The organism is Bifidobacterium sp. SO4 (assembly GCF_018555355.1).
GTDB classification, from domain to species: Bacteria; Actinomycetota; Actinomycetes; order Actinomycetales; family Bifidobacteriaceae; genus Bifidobacterium; species Bifidobacterium miconisargentati.
The window spans coordinates 67,586-84,748 of record NZ_JAFEJP010000010.1 but is presented as its reverse complement, the minus strand read 5'-3'; the positions used below and the strand labels follow the sequence as shown (position 1 = coordinate 84,748).

Annotated in this window: 14 protein-coding genes and 1 tRNA gene; 9 read left to right on the top strand and 6 right to left on the bottom strand. The window is 63.4% G+C overall.

What is annotated here, in order from left to right; genetic code table 11:
• Positions 1-45: 45 nt before the first annotated feature.
• Positions 46-768 carry a response regulator transcription factor gene (locus JS536_RS07815; RefSeq protein WP_109057174.1) on the bottom strand — a complete coding sequence of 241 codons (723 nt, stop codon included), beginning with the start codon at positions 766-768 and terminating at the stop codon, positions 46-48.
• Positions 769-804: 36 nt separating this feature from the next.
• Positions 805-3,057 (bottom strand): 1,4-alpha-glucan branching protein GlgB, encoded by a 2,253-nt coding sequence (gene glgB, locus JS536_RS07810; RefSeq protein WP_214356472.1) that lies wholly within the window; start codon positions 3,055-3,057, stop codon positions 805-807.
• Positions 3,058-3,235: 178 nt separating this feature from the next.
• Between glgB and JS536_RS07805 the strand changes: the two genes are divergently transcribed.
• Together JS536_RS07805 and ispF are read left to right on the top strand one after the other, a co-directional pair.
• Positions 3,236-3,829 carry a CarD family transcriptional regulator gene (locus JS536_RS07805; protein WP_214303655.1) on the top strand — a complete coding sequence of 198 codons (594 nt, stop codon included), beginning with the start codon at positions 3,236-3,238 and terminating at the stop codon, positions 3,827-3,829.
• A gap of 121 nt (positions 3,830-3,950) precedes the next feature.
• The gene (gene ispF, locus JS536_RS07800; protein ID WP_214356483.1) at positions 3,951-4,457 is read left to right on the top strand and encodes a 2-C-methyl-D-erythritol 2,4-cyclodiphosphate synthase; all 507 of its coding nucleotides are present in this window, start codon (positions 3,951-3,953) and stop codon (positions 4,455-4,457) included.
• Positions 4,458-4,544: 87 nt separating this feature from the next.
• Here ispF and JS536_RS07795 read toward each other — a convergent pair whose 3' ends face one another.
• From JS536_RS07795 to JS536_RS07785, 3 genes are all read right to left on the bottom strand, one after another.
• Complete coding sequence (locus tag JS536_RS07795) at positions 4,545-5,381, bottom strand: metal ABC transporter permease (protein WP_214356471.1); 837 nt, start codon at positions 5,379-5,381, stop codon at positions 4,545-4,547.
• Positions 5,378-6,268 (bottom strand): ABC transporter ATP-binding protein, encoded by an 891-nt coding sequence (locus JS536_RS07790; RefSeq protein ID WP_214303653.1) that lies wholly within the window; start codon positions 6,266-6,268, stop codon positions 5,378-5,380. The genes JS536_RS07795 and JS536_RS07790 overlap by 4 nt, the downstream gene beginning before the upstream one ends.
• 112 nt (positions 6,269-6,380) lie before the next feature.
• A complete protein-coding gene (locus JS536_RS07785; RefSeq protein ID WP_214356470.1) occupies positions 6,381-7,625 on the bottom strand; it encodes a metal ABC transporter solute-binding protein in 1,245 nt (414 codons plus the stop codon).
• A gap of 98 nt (positions 7,626-7,723) precedes the next feature.
• On the opposite strand from JS536_RS07785, the gene JS536_RS07780 reads away from it, so the two are divergent.
• From JS536_RS07780 to pyk, 6 genes are all read left to right on the top strand, one after another.
• Positions 7,724-8,599, top strand: a complete 876-nt coding sequence (locus tag JS536_RS07780; protein WP_214303651.1) for a bifunctional methylenetetrahydrofolate dehydrogenase/methenyltetrahydrofolate cyclohydrolase — start codon at positions 7,724-7,726, stop codon at positions 8,597-8,599.
• Positions 8,600-8,987: 388 nt separating this feature from the next.
• Positions 8,988-10,463 carry a 30S ribosomal protein S1 gene (gene rpsA / locus JS536_RS07775; protein ID WP_109057167.1) on the top strand — a complete coding sequence of 492 codons (1,476 nt, stop codon included), beginning with the start codon at positions 8,988-8,990 and terminating at the stop codon, positions 10,461-10,463.
• Between the two features lie 71 nt (positions 10,464-10,534).
• Positions 10,535-11,188 (top strand): dephospho-CoA kinase, encoded by a 654-nt coding sequence (gene coaE / locus JS536_RS07770; RefSeq protein WP_214356469.1) that lies wholly within the window; start codon positions 10,535-10,537, stop codon positions 11,186-11,188.
• 82 nt (positions 11,189-11,270) lie between these two features.
• Positions 11,271-13,382 (top strand): excinuclease ABC subunit UvrB, encoded by a 2,112-nt coding sequence (gene uvrB, locus JS536_RS07765; RefSeq protein WP_214356468.1) that lies wholly within the window; start codon positions 11,271-11,273, stop codon positions 13,380-13,382.
• A gap of 34 nt (positions 13,383-13,416) precedes the next feature.
• Entirely contained in the window at positions 13,417-14,403 is a 987-nt protein-coding gene (locus JS536_RS07760) for a TerC family protein (protein WP_214303648.1), read from the top strand.
• A 166-nt stretch (positions 14,404-14,569) separates the two neighbouring features.
• Entirely contained in the window at positions 14,570-16,012 is a 1,443-nt protein-coding gene (gene pyk, locus JS536_RS07755) for a pyruvate kinase (RefSeq protein ID WP_214356467.1), read from the top strand.
• A gap of 185 nt (positions 16,013-16,197) precedes the next feature.
• On the opposite strand, the gene JS536_RS07750 is transcribed toward pyk, so the two are convergent.
• A complete protein-coding gene (locus JS536_RS07750; RefSeq protein WP_214356466.1) occupies positions 16,198-16,797 on the bottom strand; it encodes an NUDIX hydrolase in 600 nt (199 codons plus the stop codon).
• A gap of 245 nt (positions 16,798-17,042) precedes the next feature.
• On the opposite strand from JS536_RS07750, the gene JS536_RS07745 reads away from it, so the two are divergent.
• A tRNA-Leu gene (locus tag JS536_RS07745) sits at positions 17,043-17,116 on the top strand.
• Positions 17,117-17,163 lie beyond the last annotated feature (47 nt).

The window sequence follows — 17,163 nt, the reverse complement described above, 5'->3', positions numbered from 1 at the left end:
ACCCGGTGCATCATCGAATCACAATAGGGAGGCAGGCGCCGTCGTTCATGCGGCGGGCGGCTCGAAGGCGTAGCCCACGCCGTGCACGGTGCGGATGGTGTCTGCGCCGAGCTTGTGACGCAGGGCCTTGACGTGGCTGTCCACCGTACGGGTGCCGGAGGCATCCACCCAATCCCACACCTCTTCGAGCAGCTTCTCGCGGGTGAGCACGGACTTCGGGCGGCGGGCCAGCGTGGCCAGCAGATCGAACTCCGTGGGGGTCAGATGCACCTGCTGGCCGTTGACGGTCACGATGCGCTGGGCCGGATCGATCACCATGGACCCGAAATCGAGGATCTTCTCGTTCTCGGAGTTCTTGGCGATGACCTTGGCGCGCTCCACGCGGCGCAACAGCGCCTTGCAGCGGGCGATAAGCTCGCGCATGGAGAACGGCTTGGTCATGTAATCGTCCGCACCGGCGCCAAGGCCGATGACCTTGTCCGCCTCGTCGTCACGGGCGGTCAGAATCAGCACCGGCACCGGACGTTCGGCCACGATGCGCTTGGTGGCCTCCAGACCGTCCATCACCGGCAACATGATGTCCATGATCACCAGATCGGGACGCAGCTGGTTCGCTGCCTGCACGGCGGACGCACCGTCGCCGGCCACGCGGGCCGTCCACCCCTCGGCGGTGATGCGCTGGGCGATGGCCGTGGCGAGCGTGGGCTCGTCCTCGACCACCAGCACCGTGTGCGGTGCCGAATTCTGACGCGCTGTGGTGTTGAGCATAAAACCGGTTACCTTTGTCCTTTCGGTGTTGCCCTATCAGTCCTCTTCCGGTTTCAAGAATACAACTCCGAGGGCCGGCACGGTGATGTTCACGGAGAACGGACGGGAGTGGTACTCGCCCTCGACCGCCTCGACGGTGCCGTTGTGGATGCCGGAGCCGCCGTACTGGGCGTCGTCGGTGGTGAACACCTCGGTCCACTTGCCGCCGGAGGGCAGGGCCACCTTGTAGTCGGACCAGGCCTCGCCGGAGAAGTTGACCACCACGGCCAGGGTCTCGCCCTTGGAACCGATCCTGAGGAAGCTCAGTGTGTTGTGGTCGGCGTCATCGCTGGTGAGCCACTGGAAGCCGGCCGGATCGAAGTCCTGGCTCCACAGGGCCGGGTTGGCCTTGTAGAAGGCGTTGAGGTCGCCCACGAAGTGCTGGATCTGGCGGTGCTCCTCCCAGTTGAGGCAATCCCAGTCGATGGAGGCGTCGTGGTTCCACTCGCCCCACTGGGCCAGCTCGTTGCCCATGAAGGACAGCTTCTTGCCCGGGTGGGCCCACTGGTAGGCGAACAGGGAGCGCACGCCGGCCATCTTCTGCCAGCCGTCGCCCGGCATCTTGCCGTACACGGAACCCTTGCCGTACACGACCTCGTCGTGGCTGATCGGCAGCACGTAATGCTCGGAGTAGGCGTACACCATGGAGAAGGTGATCTCGTTGTGGTGCCACTTGCGGTTGATGGGCTCCTCATGCAGGTACTGGAGGGTGTCGTGCATCCAGCCCATGTTCCACTTGAGGCCGAAACCGATGCCGCCGGCGGAGGTGGGGGCGGTGATGCCCGGCCATGCGGTGGACTCCTCGGCGATCATCATGATGCCGGGGTTGTTCTTGTAAGCCGTGGCCGTGGCCTCCTTGAGGAAGTCGATGGCCTCGAGGTTCTCGCGGCCGCCGTAGATGTTCGGCCTCCACTGGCCGGGCTCGCGGCTGTAGTCGAGGTAGAGCATGGAGCTGACGGCGTCCACGCGCAGGGCGTCGATGTGCAGGTCCTCAAGCCAGAACAGGGCGTTGGCCACCAGGAAGTTGCGCACCTCGTGGCGTCCGAAGTTGAACACGTAGGTACCCCAGTCCGGGTGCTCGCCGCGCAGCGGATCCGGATCCTCGTACAGCGGGGTGCCGTCGAAGCGGCCGAGCGCGAAGCCATCCTTCGGGAAGTGGGCGGGCACCCAGTCCATGATCACGCCGATGCCGGCCTGGTGGAACTTGTCCACGAGGTAGCGGAAGTCGTCCGGGGAGCCGAGGCGGGAGTCCACGGCGTAGTAGCCGGTGACCTGGTAGCCCCACGAACCGGAGAACGGATGCTGGGCCAGCGGCATGAACTCCACGTGCGTGAAGCCCTCCTGCTTGACGTAGTCCACCAACTCGTCGGCCAGCTCGCGGTAGGTCAGGCCCTTGCGCCAGCTGCCGGCGTGGACCTCGTAGATGGAGACCGGGCCGTTGTTCGGGTCGGTGGTGCGACGGTGGTTCATCCAGGCGTCGTCCTGCCACTCGTAGTCCGATTCGGTCACGATGGAGGCCGTGTTCGGCGGGACCTCGTGCTGGCGTTCCATCGGGTCGGCCTTCATCTCCCACTGGGAGTTGGCGTTGAGGATGTGGAACTTGTAGTGCTCGCCGGCGCCGATGCCCGGAATGAAGATCTCCCACACGCCGGAGGAGCCGAGCGCGCGCATGGCGTGGCGGCGGCCGTCCCAGCCGTTGAAGTCGCCCACCACGCGCACGGCGTGGGCGTTCGGGGCCCACACGGAGAACGCGGTGCCCACCACCTGCTCGCCGGGGGTGCCGTCGGCGCCGCCCATCGGATCGTCATAGCGCAGCACGTGGGCGCCGAGCACCTCCCACAGCTTCTCGTGGCGGCCTTCGCCGAACAGGTAGGTGTCCATGTCGCCGAGGGTGGGCAGGTAGCGGTAGGGGTCGTCCTCGACGATGGTCTCGCCGTCCTCCCACTCGGTGCGCACGCGGTAGTCCGGGACTCCGGGCTCGTCGGGGGTGCCGGCGGCGGGCACGGTGGTCACGAACACGCCGTTGTGCTCATGGTGCATGGGATACTCGCCGTCCTGGGTCAGGACGGTCACGGCCTTGGCGAGAGGACGCAGCACGCGGATGGTGACGGTGTCGGCATGCTTGCCGATGCCGAGGTGCCCGCCGAGCACCGCGTGGGGGTTATAGAATTCAGCATTGCTCACCGAGTCCAGTTCGCCGGAGGCGACAGGCACGATGACGGTATCTTCTTTGATCGTTTCTTTAGCCATGCCCCAAAGTGTACTTGTGTTAACGAAGGAAACGCTACATTGGCGCGTCGGGGAATGGCGTGTTGCCGCCGTTTTTTCGTTTTCCCCCGAATGTGAGCGTTCTCAAAGGCGAGGTCCAGGGCTTCTGGCAAAATTATTCGAGTTTTTGTGTGTAAGCCGATCAGTTCTCGGAGGATACATGTCTTACAAAGTCGGCGATATGGTCGTCTATCCGCGTCATGGTGCAGCCAAGGTGGAGGCCATCACCGAACGGACCGTCAAGGGAGTCACCCGTCAGTACCTGCAGCTGTCCGTGCTGTCCTCGGACGGTCTGGTCATCAACGTCCCGGTCGACAACGCCAAGAAGGTCGGCGTGCGCGACATCGTCTCCGCATCCGAGGTGGCCAAGGTCTTCGAGATCCTGCGCACCCCGATCGTCGAGAAGGAAATGAACTGGTCCCGCCGTTACAAGCTGAACGTCGAGAAGATCGCCACCGGCGACGTCAACAAGATCGCCGAGGTGGTGCGTGACCTCGCCCAGCGCGACGTGGACGAGCACGGCCTGTCCGCCGGCGAGAAGCGCATGCTCACCAAGGCCCGCTCCATCCTGACCTCCGAGATCGCGCTGTCCGAGAAGATCGACGAGACCGAGGCCCAGCGCCTGCTGGACGTGAACCTGGGATACGAGCCCGCCCAGCCCGGTGACGAAAAGCACCACACCGAGGAGCCCGAGGAGGCCGCCGCCGATACGCTGGCCCGCATCGAGTCCCAGAAGAAGTCCAAGAAGAAGTGAGCAGTGATCGCTTTGACCCGGTTCCGCGCATTGCGGGCCGGGTTTTTGCTTTTCGGAGAACCGCGCCGTCGAGAGGAAAATGTCCATGGACAACATCAATCCGATGATTCCGGCGATCCCGATGATCGGCCAGGGATTCGACGCCCACCGTTTCGCCGAACCTGGTTCGGGACGCCCGTTGTGGCTGGCCGGCCTGTTCTGGCCGGTGCCGGAGGGTGCCGATGCCGCACAGGCCGCACGTTACGAGGGCATCGAGGGTGATTCGGATGGCGACGTGGCCGCCCATGCCCTTATCGATGCACTGCTGTCCGCGGCCGGACTGGGGGATATCGGCTCGCTGTTCGGCGTGGGCTCCGGTGCCCATGGTGCCGGCATGCATGGCACCGATATGCTGCGGGAGACGGCGGATCATCTGAAGGAGCGCGGATTCACGCCGGTATCGGCGTCCGTGGCCGTGATCGGCAACCGGCCGAAGATCGGTACCCGGCGTGCCGAGGCGGAGACCGCATTGTCGGAGGCCGTCGGCTGCCGTGTGTCCGTGACCGCCACCACCACGGACCGCATGGGTTTCACCGGCCGGGGTGAAGGCATCGCCGCCATCGCCAGCGCCCTGGTCGTTCGCGGCTGATCGGCGACATACCGAATACGAGGGTGTCCCGCTGAATCGATGTCAGCGGGACACCCTGGCATGTGTCGGTGGTTCGGGACTGTTCGTTCAGCGCGCCTTCAGTGCGGCGGCGCCCTTGGCGATGGCCCAGAACAGGGTGGACAGCGTCACGATGATGAAGCTCGGGGGAGCGGGGAACATCGCGGACAGCACCAGTCCCAGCCAGATCGCGGCGAGGCACAGGACGCTCGCGATGACCATGGCCTTGAACGGCGAACCCGCCAGGATGTTGGCGGTGGCAGCCGGCGTGATGACCAGCGCGAAAATCAGCAATGTACCCACGGCCGGCACCGCGATGGTGATCACGCCGGCCATGATAGCCATGAACGCCACGTTCATCACGCCGATCGGCACGCCCTTGGCCTGCGCCACCTGCTCGTCCAGCGAGCTGAACAGCAGCGGACGGTAGATCACTGCCAGCAGCACGAGCAGCAGCACGTTGAAGATGGCGAATCCGATGATCTGATCGGTGGTGATGGTCAGGATCGAACCGAACAGGATCGACTGCATCTGCTGGGATGCGGAGCTGGACAGTCGCGCGAAGAACAGGCCCAGACCGGTCGCGAAGGCCAGCACGGTGCCGGTGGCGATCTCGCGTTCGGAGACGCGCTTGCCCAACGCTCCGATGACCAGTGCACCGCCCAATGCGAACACACCCATGCCCAACGAGACCGGCAGTCCCAGCAGCACCGCACCGGTGGCTCCCGGCAGGCCGATGTGGGCCAAGGCGTGCGCGGCGAATGTGGAATGGCGCGCAATCGTGAAGTAGCCCATGACGCCCGCGGCCAAGGCGATGAACAGCCCGGCCACGAAGGCATTGGTCATGAACGGGGCCGTGAGCGTGCCCATCCATTCGGGATCGAACGAGAAATCGATGGTGCTCATCGTGCGCCTGCCTTTCCCGCGCCGGGCGCGGATGCCGCGGAATCATGGGAATGATGATGCATTTGCGCCACCTCGGTGGCCGAATGCATGTCCTGCACCTGGTCGAGCGGCTCGTCCGGGGTGGGGGTCACGAACATGTCACCCTGCGGGGTGGTGACCACCTGCACCTGCGTGCCGTACAGGTGGGTGAGCAGATCGGAATCAAGCACCTTGCCCATGTCCGCGTAATGCGGGTGGCCATCCAGCAGGTAGACGGCTCCGGTCAGGATCGGCAGCAGCATGTTGAGGTCATGCGCCACCACCTGAATGGTCATGCCGAGCTCGCGGTTGAGCTTGGCGAGCACATGCACGGCGGCGCGCTGGCTGGCCAGATCGAGGTTCGCAAGCGGCTCGTCCAGCATGAGCAGCTTGGGATCGCACACGAGCGCCTGGGCGATGGCCACGCGCTGGCGCAGGCCGCCGGACAGTTCGGAGAGACGGTATTTGGCCTTGTCCGCGATGCCGGTGAACTCCATGGCCTCACGCACCTTGGCCTTCTGTGCCTTGGTGACCAGGTGGATGCCGAAGCGCGTGCCGGTCAGGCCCAGCAACACCGACTGCTCGGCGGTGAGATTGGAGTCGATGTCCGAGGCGTAGCTCTGCGGCACATAGCCGATCTGCGCGTTGCGTTCGCCGGCCGGACGGCCCAGCACGGTCAGCGAGCCGGCGGCCAGCGGCAGCAGGCCCAGCTCGGCCTTCATCATGGTGGTTTTGCCGGTGCCGTTGGTGCCCACGATGGCGGTGACCGATCCGGTGGGGATGGCGAAGGTGCCATGCTGCCAGATGATACGGTCGCCTCGACGCACGGCGGCGTCACGGAAGACGATGCAATCGGATGATTCGCTCATAAGGCCGATTGTGGCAAATGATGCTGACAATCGTTCTCAATATCGGTTTGACGGAGGCCAACAAAAAAGCTCCCCTCGGCTTGACGAGGGGAGCTTGCGAGTCGGACACGGGCTACTTGCCCGGATCGGTTTGACCTTCGTTGGAAGGCACCTGCGAATCGGCGGAGGAGTCCGTGTTGTTCTGCGAATCGTCCGTGGACTGGTCGTCCTTGGAGGTGTCGGACTTCGTGGCCTTGCATTCGCGGATGTAGGTGCGGGTCTTCGAATCGGTGCTGGAGGAGTCCGAATCGGTCGACTCGCCGGAGGAATCGGTGCTGTCGCCGGCATCGGTGCCGTCGCTCGATTCGCCGTTCGTGGAGGCATCCGCGCCATCGCCATCGGAGGAATCGGTCTCGTCCTCCGAGGTGTCCTCGCAGCCGTAGCTCGGATCCACGGCATCGATGATCGTGTTGACGAGCTGGTTGATCCAGTCGTCCAACGTCTCGGAGTCCGTGGGCATCTGCTCGGTGACATCCACCACCGGCACGTCGGAACGGCCGGCTGTGCCCGTGATCATGTTGGTCGCGTCACTGGTCTCCTGCGTGTTGTTGAGCAGCACATCCACCTTGCGACCCTCGATGATCTTCTGGAACGACTGCAGATCGGCCGGGGCCACCTCGCCGCCGGAGGCCTGCGACTGCGCATAGCCCTTGGGGGTGGAGTCCTCGAAACCGAGGTCCGCCATGAGGTAGTAGGCCACGGGTTCGGTGGCCGCGTAGGTCAGGTCGTCATGGGTCTTGGTGAAGTCCTCGGCCCAGCTTTCCAGCTGTTTCTCGCCGGCCTGCCATTCCTTGAGACGCTTCTGGAAATCGGCCTTCTTGCTGGGCAGCGCCTTGATGTAGGCCTCGGTGATCTCCGTCGCCATGCCGGAGCGGGCGTCCTTGGAGAACCACAGATGCGGGTTGTCGCCCTCCATCGCGCCCACCACGGATGCGGCGGAGACGATGGTGGTGGACTTGGTGAGCGACTTGGTGGCCCAGGCATCGTAGCCAGCGCCGTTGGCCACCACGATCTGCGCCTTGGACAGCTTGGCCACGTCCGAGGTCTTCGGCTCGAAATCGTGGGCGTCCACGTTGGTGGAGCTCATGATGGACGTGACGTTCACGTCGTCGCCGCCCAGTTCGGACGCCAGGGAGCCCCACTGGTTGATGGAGGCCACCACGTTGATCGGTCCGGTGGCCTTGGAGGAGGTGTCCGGGTCGGACTTGGTCTCGGTGTCGGCGGTGTTCTGGGTGCCGCATGCGGCGGCGGTGAACAGCAGTGCCGCGCCCGCGGCGGCGGCCGCAAGTCGCGTAAGTCGAGTGAATCGGATACCCATGGCGTGCCTTCTTCGTTGAGCTGCGAAACAAAACGGACTTGTTTCAACAGTAGCCTATCGTTGCGAATAATCACCGAAAACCTACAGGAAGGGTACCGATGTCCACAAAAATCGACGGCAAGCAGGTTGCGGCGGATATCAAGGCGAATCTCGCCGAGCGAGTGGCCAAGCTCAAGGCTCAGGGCGTGACGCCGGGCCTCGGCACGCTGCTAGTGGGGGAGGATCCCGGCTCGGTCAAGTACGTCGCCGGCAAGCATGCGGATTGCGCCGAAGTGGGCATCAACTCCGTCAAGAAGGAACTGCCCGCCACCGCCACGTTCGAGGACATCGCGCAGGCGGTCAAGGAACTCAATGAGGATCCGGCGTGCAACGGCTTCATCGTGCAGCTGCCGCTGCCCAAGGGCATCGACCAGAACGCCATCATCGACCTCATCGACCCGGCCAAGGACGCCGACGGCATGCACCCGTACAACCTCGGCGAACTGGTGCTCCACGTGCGCGGCGACATCACCACGCCGCTGCCCTGCACGCCGCGCGGCGTCATCGAGCTGCTGGGCGCCTACGACATCGACCTGAACGGCAAGGAGGTGTGCGTGCTCGGCCGCGGCATCACCATCGGCCGCACCATCGGCCTGATGCTCACGCGCAACGCCGTGAATGCCACCGTGACCCTGTGCCATACCGGCACGAAGGACGTGGTCGATCACATGCGCCGTGCGGACGTGATCGTGGCCGCCATGGGCTCCGCCGGGTTCGTCACGCCGGACAAGATCAAGGACGGCGCCGTGCTGGTGGACGTTGGTGTCAGCCGCGTCTTCGACGAGGAGGCCGGCCGTTACCGCATCAAGGGCGACGTTGACAAGGCCTGCTACGAGAAGGCCTCCGCCTACACGCCGAACCCCGGCGGCGTGGGCCCGATGACCCGTGCCATGCTCCTGGCCAACGTCGTCGAAATGGCCGAGCGCTCGCTGTGATGCGTGATTAATCAAAACGGGATGCGGAGGCAGAGGTGCAGGGTATGCGTGTCTCGACCGTAAGCAGCGAAGGCGTGCGCTACGCTGTGCGAGCGTACGCCGGAGCGATGGCTGCTGAGCCGTGAAGTGGACAATCCTGTGGACTGTCCATAGGCGAAGTGAGCAGCTATGCTGCGAAGCCGACGGAGTCGGTGCCTTGAGTGTGTCGAGACACGCATACCCTGCACCTCTGGCGGTCAGAATGCTTGTCCAGCCGCGACACACCCGGATTCCTCTAGGAAATTTGGCCATAGATGCCTGTAATCTAGATATTTGTGCGCCCGAAAGGTGCGCAGATAACTTAATACCGAGCAATTATCCATCCATCTATTAGAAACCATATATTTACATGGCAGAGAACAACACTGAAGTCGCCAAGGTCGCCATCAACGACATCGGCACCGAAGAGGACTTCATCAAGGCAGTCGATTCCACCATCAAGAACTTCGATGATGGTGATCTGGTCGAGGGTACCGTCGTCAAGATTGATCACGACGAGGTCCTGGTCGACATCGGCTACAAGACCGAGGGTGTGATCCCCTCCCGCGAGCTTTCCATCAAGAAGGACGTCGATCCCGACGAGGTCGTCAAGGTTGGCGATCCGATTGAGGCCCTTGTCGTCACCAAGGAAGACAAGGAAGGCCGTCTGATTCTGTCCAAGAAGCGTGCTCAGTACGAGCGTGCCTGGGGCGACATCGAGAAGATCAAGGAAGCTGACGGCGTTGTTGAGGGCACCGTCATCGAAGCCGTCAAGGGCGGCCTCATCGTGGACATCGGTCTGCGTGGCTTCCTGCCTGCTTCCCTGGTCGAGATGCGTCGCGTCCGCGACCTCTCCCCGTACATCGGCCAGAAGATCAAGGCCAAGATCCTTGAGCTCGACAAGAACCGCAACAACGTGGTCCTGTCCCGTCGCCAGTACCTCGAGGAGACCCAGTCCGAGGTTCGCGAGACCTTCCTGTCCCAGCTCAAGAAGGGCCAGATCCGTGAGGGCGTGGTGTCCTCCATCGTCAACTTCGGCGCCTTCGTCGATCTGGGCGGTGTTGACGGCCTGATCCACGTCTCCGAGCTGTCCTGGAAGCACATCGACCACCCGTCCGAGGTCGTCAAGGTCGGCGACAAGGTCACCGTCGAGGTGCTCGACGTCGATCTCGACCGTGAGCGCATCTCCCTGTCCCTGAAGGCCACCCAGGAGGATCCGTGGCAGCGCTTCGCTCGCACCCACGTCCCCGGCCAGATCGTCAAGGGCAAGGTCACCAAGATCGTGCAGTTCGGTGTCTTCATCTCCGTCGAGGACGGCATCGAGGGCCTGGTGCACATCTCCGAGCTCGCCAACCGTCACGTCGAGAACCCGGAGACCGTGGTCAAGCCGGGCGAGACCGTGTTCGTCAAGGTGATCGACGTCGATCTCGATCGTCGCCGCATCTCCCTGTCCCTCAAGCAGGCCAACGACTCCGTTGACCCGGCTTCCGAGGACTTCGATCCGGCTCTGTACGGCATGCCGGCCGAGTACGACGAGCAGGGCAACTACAAGTACCCCGAAGGCTTCGACCCGAACACCAACGAGTGGATCGCTGGCTACGAGAAGCAGCGCGAGGAGTGGGAGGCCCAGTACGCCGCCGCTCACGAGCTGTGGGAGGAGCACAAGGAGTTCGTGGCCAAGGAGCTGGAGAACGCTGCCGAGTCCGCAGCCGCCGACGGCCAGGGCCCGAAGGAAGAGAAGCCGGTCGAGGAGACCTCCAACTACTCTTCCGCCGCGCCGACCACCGGTACCCTCGCCGATTCCGATCAGCTCGCCGCCCTGCGCGACCAGCTGCTCGGCAAGTGAGTTGCCGCTGGCATAACGCCTAGCCTGTGAATGAAACCCGGTCCGTATGGGCCGGGTTTCTTCGTATTAGCATGGCACTTATGCTGAGAATCGGATTGACGGGCGGCATCGCCGCAGGCAAGAGCACGGTGGCGGCGCGATGGCGCGAACTGGGTGCGGTGCATATCGACTACGACGCGCTGGCCCGGCGGGTGGTGGAACCCGGGGGAGAGGCACTGCCCCGCATCGCCGAGGTGTTCGGGGCCGATGCCCTGAACCCGGACGGCACGCTGAACCGGCCATGGATCGCCGACCATATCTTCGGGCGCGGGGCGGAACCGGGTGCCCGCGAACGGCTTGACGCCATCGAACACCCGTTGATCTACGACGAGGCACGGTGGCTCGAGGCGAATGCCGTCGTAGGTGCGGAACGCAGCGAAACGGATACGCCCGGTTCGCTGATCGTGGTGCATGACGTGCCGTTGCTCGCGGAAGTCATCAATACGATTCCCTTTGATTTCGACCACATCGTCACCGTCGAGGCACCCGTCGACGTGCGTGTCGAGCGCATGGTCACCGATCGCGGCATGACCCGCGAACAGGCCCAGGACCGCATCCTTCACCAGTCGAGCGAGGAGGACCGCCGCGCCATCGCCGACGTCGTCATCGACGCCACGCGCCCCTTGCCGGACATGCTGGCACAGGCGGATGCCCTCTACCGGGTTTGGGCTTTGTCCATGCGATGACGGCCGTGCCATACCACGCCGGCCACCGGCCACCGGTCGAGTAGACGAACACATGTTCGAAGCCTCGCGTAAGATAGGGCCCATGGGATTCAATATCGAGCGCGCCGACCGGCCCTTCGTCGTCAAGTCACCGTATGAGCCGTCCGGCGACCAGCCGCAGGCCATCGCCGAACTCGCCGAACGCATCGAGAACGGCGAGAACGACGTGGTGCTCATGGGTGCTACCGGCACCGGCAAGACGGCCACCACCGCCTGGCTCATCGAGAAGCTGCAGCGCCCGACCCTCATCATCGAGCCCAACAAGACCTTGGCCGCGCAGCTGTGCGCCGAATTCCGCGAGCTCATGCCGGACAACGCCGTGAGCTATTTCGTCTCCTACTACGACTACTACCAGCCTGAAGCGTACATCCCGCAGACGGACACGTACATCGAGAAGGACTCCAACATCAACGACGATGTGGAGCGCCTGCGCCACCAAGCCACCGCGAACCTGCTCACCCGACGCGACTGCGTGGTGGTGGCCACCGTCTCCTGCATCTACGGTCTCGGCACGCCGGAGGAGTACGCCGGCCGCATGCTCTTCCTCAAGGAAGGCCAGGAAATCAACCGCGACGACCTGCTGCGCCAGTTCGTGGCCATGCAGTACAAGCGCAACGACATCGCCTTCACCCGTGGCACCTTCCGCGTACGCGGCGATACGGTCGAAATCATCCCCGTATATGAGGAACTGGCCGTGCGCATCGAGTTCTTCGGCGACGAGATCGACCGCATCTCCACCCTTCATCCGCTGACCGGCGACGAGATCGCCCACGAAACCGAGGTCCACATCTTCCCGGCATCCCATTACGTGGCCGGTCCCGCACGCATGGAACGCGCGCTCAAGACCATCCGCGAGGAGCTGGACGAGCGCGTGGCCGAACTGCGCAAGCAGGGCAAGGAGCTTGAGGCCCAACGGCTCAACATGCGCACCACGTACGACCTCGAAATGCTCACCCAGGTGGGCGTGTGCTCCGGCGTGGAGAACTATTCGCGGCATTTCGACGGTCGTGCGTCCGGCACCCCGCCGCACACCCTGCTCGACTTCTTCCCCGACGATTTCCTGCTCGTCATCGATGAATCACACGTCACGGTGCCGCAGATCGGCGCGATGTACGAGGGTGACGCCTCCCGCAAGCGCACGCTGGTGGAGCACGGCTTCCGTCTGCCCTCCGCGATGGACAACCGCCCGCTCAAATGGCCCGAATTCCTCCAGCGCGTGGGTCAGACCGTATACCTGTCCGCCACTCCCGGCGACTATGAGCTGGGACTTTCGGACGGCGTGGTGGAGCAGATCATCCGCCCGACCGGCCTGCTCGATCCGAAGATCGACGTGCGTCCGGTCGAAGGCCAGATTGACGACCTGCTCGCCGAAATCAAGGAGCGCGTGGCCCGCAACGAGCGTGCGCTGGTGACCACGCTCACCAAGAAGATGGCCGAGGACCTGACCGACTACCTGCTGGAACGCGGCATCAAGGTGGAGTACCTGCACTCCGACGTGGACACGTTGCGCCGCGTGGAGCTGCTGCGCATGCTGCGCGAAGGCAAGATCGACGTGATCGTGGGCATCAACCTGCTGCGCGAGGGCCTCGACCTGCCCGAGGTCTCGCTGGTGGCGATCCTCGACGCGGACAAGGAAGGCTTCCTGCGCTCGTACCGCTCGCTCATCCAGACCATCGGCCGTGCGGCCCGCAACGTGTCCGGTATGGTGATCATGTACGCCGACGAGACCACCGAGGCCATGCGCAAGGCCATCGACGAAACGGACCGCCGCCGCGCCAAGCAGATGGCGTACAACCAGGAGCATCACATGGACCCCAAGCCGCTCATCAAGAAGATCAGCGACGTCAACGACATGCTCGCCAAGGAGGACGTGGACACCCAGACCCTGCTGGAAGGCGGCTACCGCAACGCCGGCAAGGCAGGCAACACGCATCTGGGCGTGCCCACGCTCGACCCTGCGGAGGCGGACAAGCGCCACGAGGAGATTCTCAAGGCCGGCCTGCCGGCGCAGGACCTGGCCGACCTCATCCGCCAGCTCTCCGAGCAGATGCACACCGCCGCCGAACAGCTCCAGTTCGAGCTCGCCGCCCGTCTGCGCGACGAGATCCGCGACCTCAAAAAGGAACTCCGCCAAATGACCGAAGCGAATAAGTGACGCCCGTCAACTCCATAAATTAGGGTAGTGAGGCATGGCAGAAACCCCTCTTGCATTTGAAATCATTACCTTTGTAGTGCTCGCGCTGTTCTTCATCGTGGACCTGTTCATCATCGGACGCAGGCCCCACGTGCCCTCCACCAAGGAGTGCGTGCAGCACATCGCCTTCTTCGTGGTGATGGCGTTGATCTTCGGCGGATGCATCTGGTTCTTCGCCGGATCGAAGCCGGCCATCGAATTCTATTCCGGCTGGCTCACCGAATACTCGCTGTCCATCGACAACCTCTTCGTGTTCGTCATCATCATGTCGAACTTCGCCGTGCCCAAGCAGATCCAGAAGTACGTGCTGTCCGTGGGCATCACCATCGCCCTGATCTTCCGCGGCATCTTCATCCTCATCGGCGCGGCCCTGATCACCCGCTTCACCTGGGTGTTCTTCATCTTCGGTGCATTCCTCATCTACACCGCCCTGAAGCTGGTCATCGGCGGCGACGAGGACGAGGAATACCATGAGAACGGCCTGATCCGCACGCTGCGCAAGGTCATCAAGATCTCCAACGACTACGATGGCGAGAAGCTCAGGACCACCAAGAACGGCATCCGCTACTGGACCCCGATGCTCATCGTGTTCCTGACCATCGGCACCACCGACGTGATGTTCGCCTTCGACTCCATCCCGGCCATCTTCGGCCTGACCAAGGATCCGTTCCTGGTGTTCACCTCCAACGTGTTCGCCCTGCTCGGTCTGCAGCAGCTCTACTTCCTGCTCGGCGCCCTGCTGGACAAGCTGGTCTACCTGCCGGTGGGCCTGTCCGTGGTGCTCGGCTTCATCGGCGTCAAGCTCATCATGGAGGCGCTGCACGGCAACACCCTGCCGTTCATCAACGGCGGCGAGGGCATCCACTGGGTGCCCGAGGTGCCCACCTGGCTGTCCCTCGCGGTGATCGTGGTGGCAATCGGCGGCGCGGCGCTGGCTTCCGTGATCAAGATGAAGAGCATGAACGAAGTCGAAAAAGCCTGAAAACGCAAAGGAAACTGCGGGCCAAAACCTAGCCGCCGCAACAATGTGAGCGCTCACAACACACCGGGCGAAAAATTTGTCATGCGGCGGCCTGCGCTAGTAAACTGTATTGCGGCAAGTGAGGCATTCAGCCTCGGAACCACAATGAAAGAATAGGCAGGCATTCATGCGTAAAGCCAAGATCGTTGATACCATCGGTCCCGCTACCGAGGATTACGACAACCTTCTCAAGCTCGTCGAAGCCGGTATGGACGTTGCTCGTCTGAACCGCTCCCACGGCACTCCTGAGGATCACCTCCGCGTCTACAACAACGTGCGCAAGGCCGGCAAGGAGACTGGTCGCAACGTCGCCGCTCTGGTCGACCTCCAGGGCCCGAAGATCCGTTGCGGTTGGTTCAAGAAGAACGCCGAGGGTGAGGACAAGGTTCAGCTGCAGCTTGGCCAGGAGTTCATCATCACCACCGATGACATCGAGGGTGACGAGCACATCACCTCCACCACCTTCAAGGGCCTGCCGGGCGATTGCCACCCGGGCGACCCGATCCTCATCGACGACGGCAAGGTCCGTCTTGAGGTGACCAAGGTCGAGGGCAACAACGTGCACACCAAGGTCGTCGTGGCCGGTCCGGTGTCCTCCCACAAGGGCATCAACCTGCCGGGCGTGGCCGTCTCCCTGCCGGCCCTGACCGAGAAGGATGAGGCCGACCTTCGTTGGGCCATCCGCACCGGTGCCGACATCATCGCCATGTCCTTCGTGCGTTTCGCCACCGATATCGACCGCGCCCACGAGATCATGGACGAGGAAGGCCGTCGCATCCCGATCGTTGCCAAGATCGAGAAGCCGCAGGCCCTCGAGAACCTCGAGGAGATCGTCAAGACCTTCGACGGCGTCATGGCCGCCCGTGGCGACATGGCCGTCGAGTGCCCGCTGGAAGAGGTCCCGCTGGCCACCAAGCGCATCATCGAGCTGGCCCGCCAGTACGCCAAGCCGGTCATCGTGGCCACCGAGGTCCTCGGCTCCATGGTGAACTCCCCGGTTCCGACCCGTGCAGAGGCCTCCGACTGCGCCAACGCCGTCCTCGACGGCGCCGACGCCACCATGACCTCCAACGAGACCGCCGTCGGCAAGTACCCGGATGTGACCGTGAACACCATGGCCCGTATCTCCGGCTACGCCACCGACCACGGCTTCGACCGCATCCCGGAGCTCAAGAACCTCGACATGTCCTCCACCGGCGCCGTCTCCTCCGCTGCCGTGGACCTGGCCGACAAGCTCAACGCCAAGGCCATCGTCGCCTACACCCAGACCGGTTCCACCGTGCACCGCGTCTCCCGTGAGCGTCCGGCCGCCCCGATTTACGGCATCACCAACAACGAGCACACCTACCACTGGCTTGCTCTGTCCTGGGGTACCGAGGCCTTCTACGTCACCGAGGACTACCACGACAAGTCCCGCAAGGACCTCATGATCTACACCGACAAGGTCCTCAAGGACGCCGGCAAGGTTGCCGACGGCGACAAGATCGTCATCCTGAGCTCCGCCCAGGGCGATCACCAGCCGGGCCGCACCGACTCCATCTACGTCCACACCGTCGGCGCCTGCGACTGATTTCGGTTGCAAGTCCCACGGCTTTAGACCGTAGGTAACAGGAAGCCTCCTATCCGATCGGGTAGGAGGCTTCCTTTGTATGCGACCGCGTGTGATGCGGCTTTGGCATTGTTTTTTGGGCATTCCTTCCTCGGCTCGGTCCCGTTCTGTTCGACAGGGGAGTGCGGGGAGGAATGCCGGAGACGTCAGTCGTTCAGCTGCATCAGGCTGCCGCTCTTGAGACGCAGGATGGCGATGATCGTCTTCGCGTCCACGATCGTGCCGTTGAGCACCATCTGATAGGCGTCGTCCACCGACGTCAGACGGACCTCGGAGCGCGGCGTCTCCGGGCCGATCTCCTGACGCTTGGCCGGCGTCAGATCGGTGGCCAGATACAGCGAGGTGTGCTGCGTGGAATAGCTGGGCGTATTGAGGAAGCGAGCGAACTGCGTTATCCGGCCCGCCTCGTATCCGCCCTCCTCGACGAGCTTGCGCTTGGCCAGATCCTGGGTCGGCTCGGCGGAATCCACCGCATGACCGCCGGGAATCTCCAAAGTCCAGCGATGGCTGGCCAGACGGTACTGCTCCACCAGCGGAATCATGCCATCCTCGGTCAGGGCGAGCACGCCCACGGTGTCGCCGACATTGCCGTAGAGGCAATACCTGTCGAACTCACCTCCGTCATTCGACTCGTAGGAGACACGGTCGATGCTGAAGTAATGCGTCTTCGCGATCTGATGGCGTGAAGTCTCCTTGACGGGAGAGGGACGCCACGGGTCGAACTGACGGTACGTTTCGTTGCTCATATGCCCTCCTCATGACAGCATTGCGTGAAACCACCTTCATTGTAGGTCCACGAACGGTTACGGGAACGGACAACACTCAGGCCGTATGACCGGATGATGCCGGCCGGAAACCCGAGGACGACCCCGCCGGACCGGAGCTGACACGCCGCGCAAACCCGCCCGGCACAGGCCCGCGCACGCAAAGCGTGTCATTACCGGCGCAGGTCCTCTTGATATGCTAAGCTCTCCAAAGTGCCTTGGGCAATGCCCCCGTATCCCAATTGGTAGAGGAAGCAGCCTCAAAATCTGCGCAGTGTGGGTTCGAGTCCCACCGGGGGCACATTTCAATGTCAGATTTACCGGTAAGCCTTGGTGGGCGTGTGTCCG

What these genes read in the sequence shown, in the direction of transcription:
- coaE (WP_214356469.1), top strand. Translation starts at nt 10,535, where the DNA reads ATGGCACTTATGCTGAGAATCGGATTGACGGGCGGCATCGCCGCAGGC.
- JS536_RS07780 (WP_214303651.1), top strand. Translation starts at nt 7,724, where the DNA reads ATGTCCACAAAAATCGACGGCAAGCAGGTTGCGGCGGATATCAAGGCG.
- JS536_RS07790 (WP_214303653.1), bottom strand. Translation starts at nt 6,268, where the DNA reads ATGAGCGAATCATCCGATTGCATCGTCTTCCGTGACGCCGCCGTGCGT.
- JS536_RS07750 (WP_214356466.1), bottom strand. Translation starts at nt 16,797, where the DNA reads ATGAGCAACGAAACGTACCGTCAGTTCGACCCGTGGCGTCCCTCTCCC.
- glgB (WP_214356472.1), bottom strand. Translation starts at nt 3,057, where the DNA reads ATGGCTAAAGAAACGATCAAAGAAGATACCGTCATCGTGCCTGTCGCC.
- JS536_RS07795 (WP_214356471.1), bottom strand. Translation starts at nt 5,381, where the DNA reads ATGAGCACCATCGATTTCTCGTTCGATCCCGAATGGATGGGCACGCTC.
- JS536_RS07785 (WP_214356470.1), bottom strand. Translation starts at nt 7,625, where the DNA reads ATGGGTATCCGATTCACTCGACTTACGCGACTTGCGGCCGCCGCCGCG.
- uvrB (WP_214356468.1), top strand. Translation starts at nt 11,271, where the DNA reads ATGGGATTCAATATCGAGCGCGCCGACCGGCCCTTCGTCGTCAAGTCA.
- rpsA (WP_109057167.1), top strand. Translation starts at nt 8,988, where the DNA reads ATGGCAGAGAACAACACTGAAGTCGCCAAGGTCGCCATCAACGACATC.
- JS536_RS07815 (WP_109057174.1), bottom strand. Translation starts at nt 768, where the DNA reads ATGCTCAACACCACAGCGCGTCAGAATTCGGCACCGCACACGGTGCTG.
- ispF (WP_214356483.1), top strand. Translation starts at nt 3,951, where the DNA reads ATGATCGGCCAGGGATTCGACGCCCACCGTTTCGCCGAACCTGGTTCG.
- JS536_RS07805 (WP_214303655.1), top strand. Translation starts at nt 3,236, where the DNA reads ATGTCTTACAAAGTCGGCGATATGGTCGTCTATCCGCGTCATGGTGCA.
- JS536_RS07760 (WP_214303648.1), top strand. Translation starts at nt 13,417, where the DNA reads ATGGCAGAAACCCCTCTTGCATTTGAAATCATTACCTTTGTAGTGCTC.
- pyk (WP_214356467.1), top strand. Translation starts at nt 14,570, where the DNA reads ATGCGTAAAGCCAAGATCGTTGATACCATCGGTCCCGCTACCGAGGAT.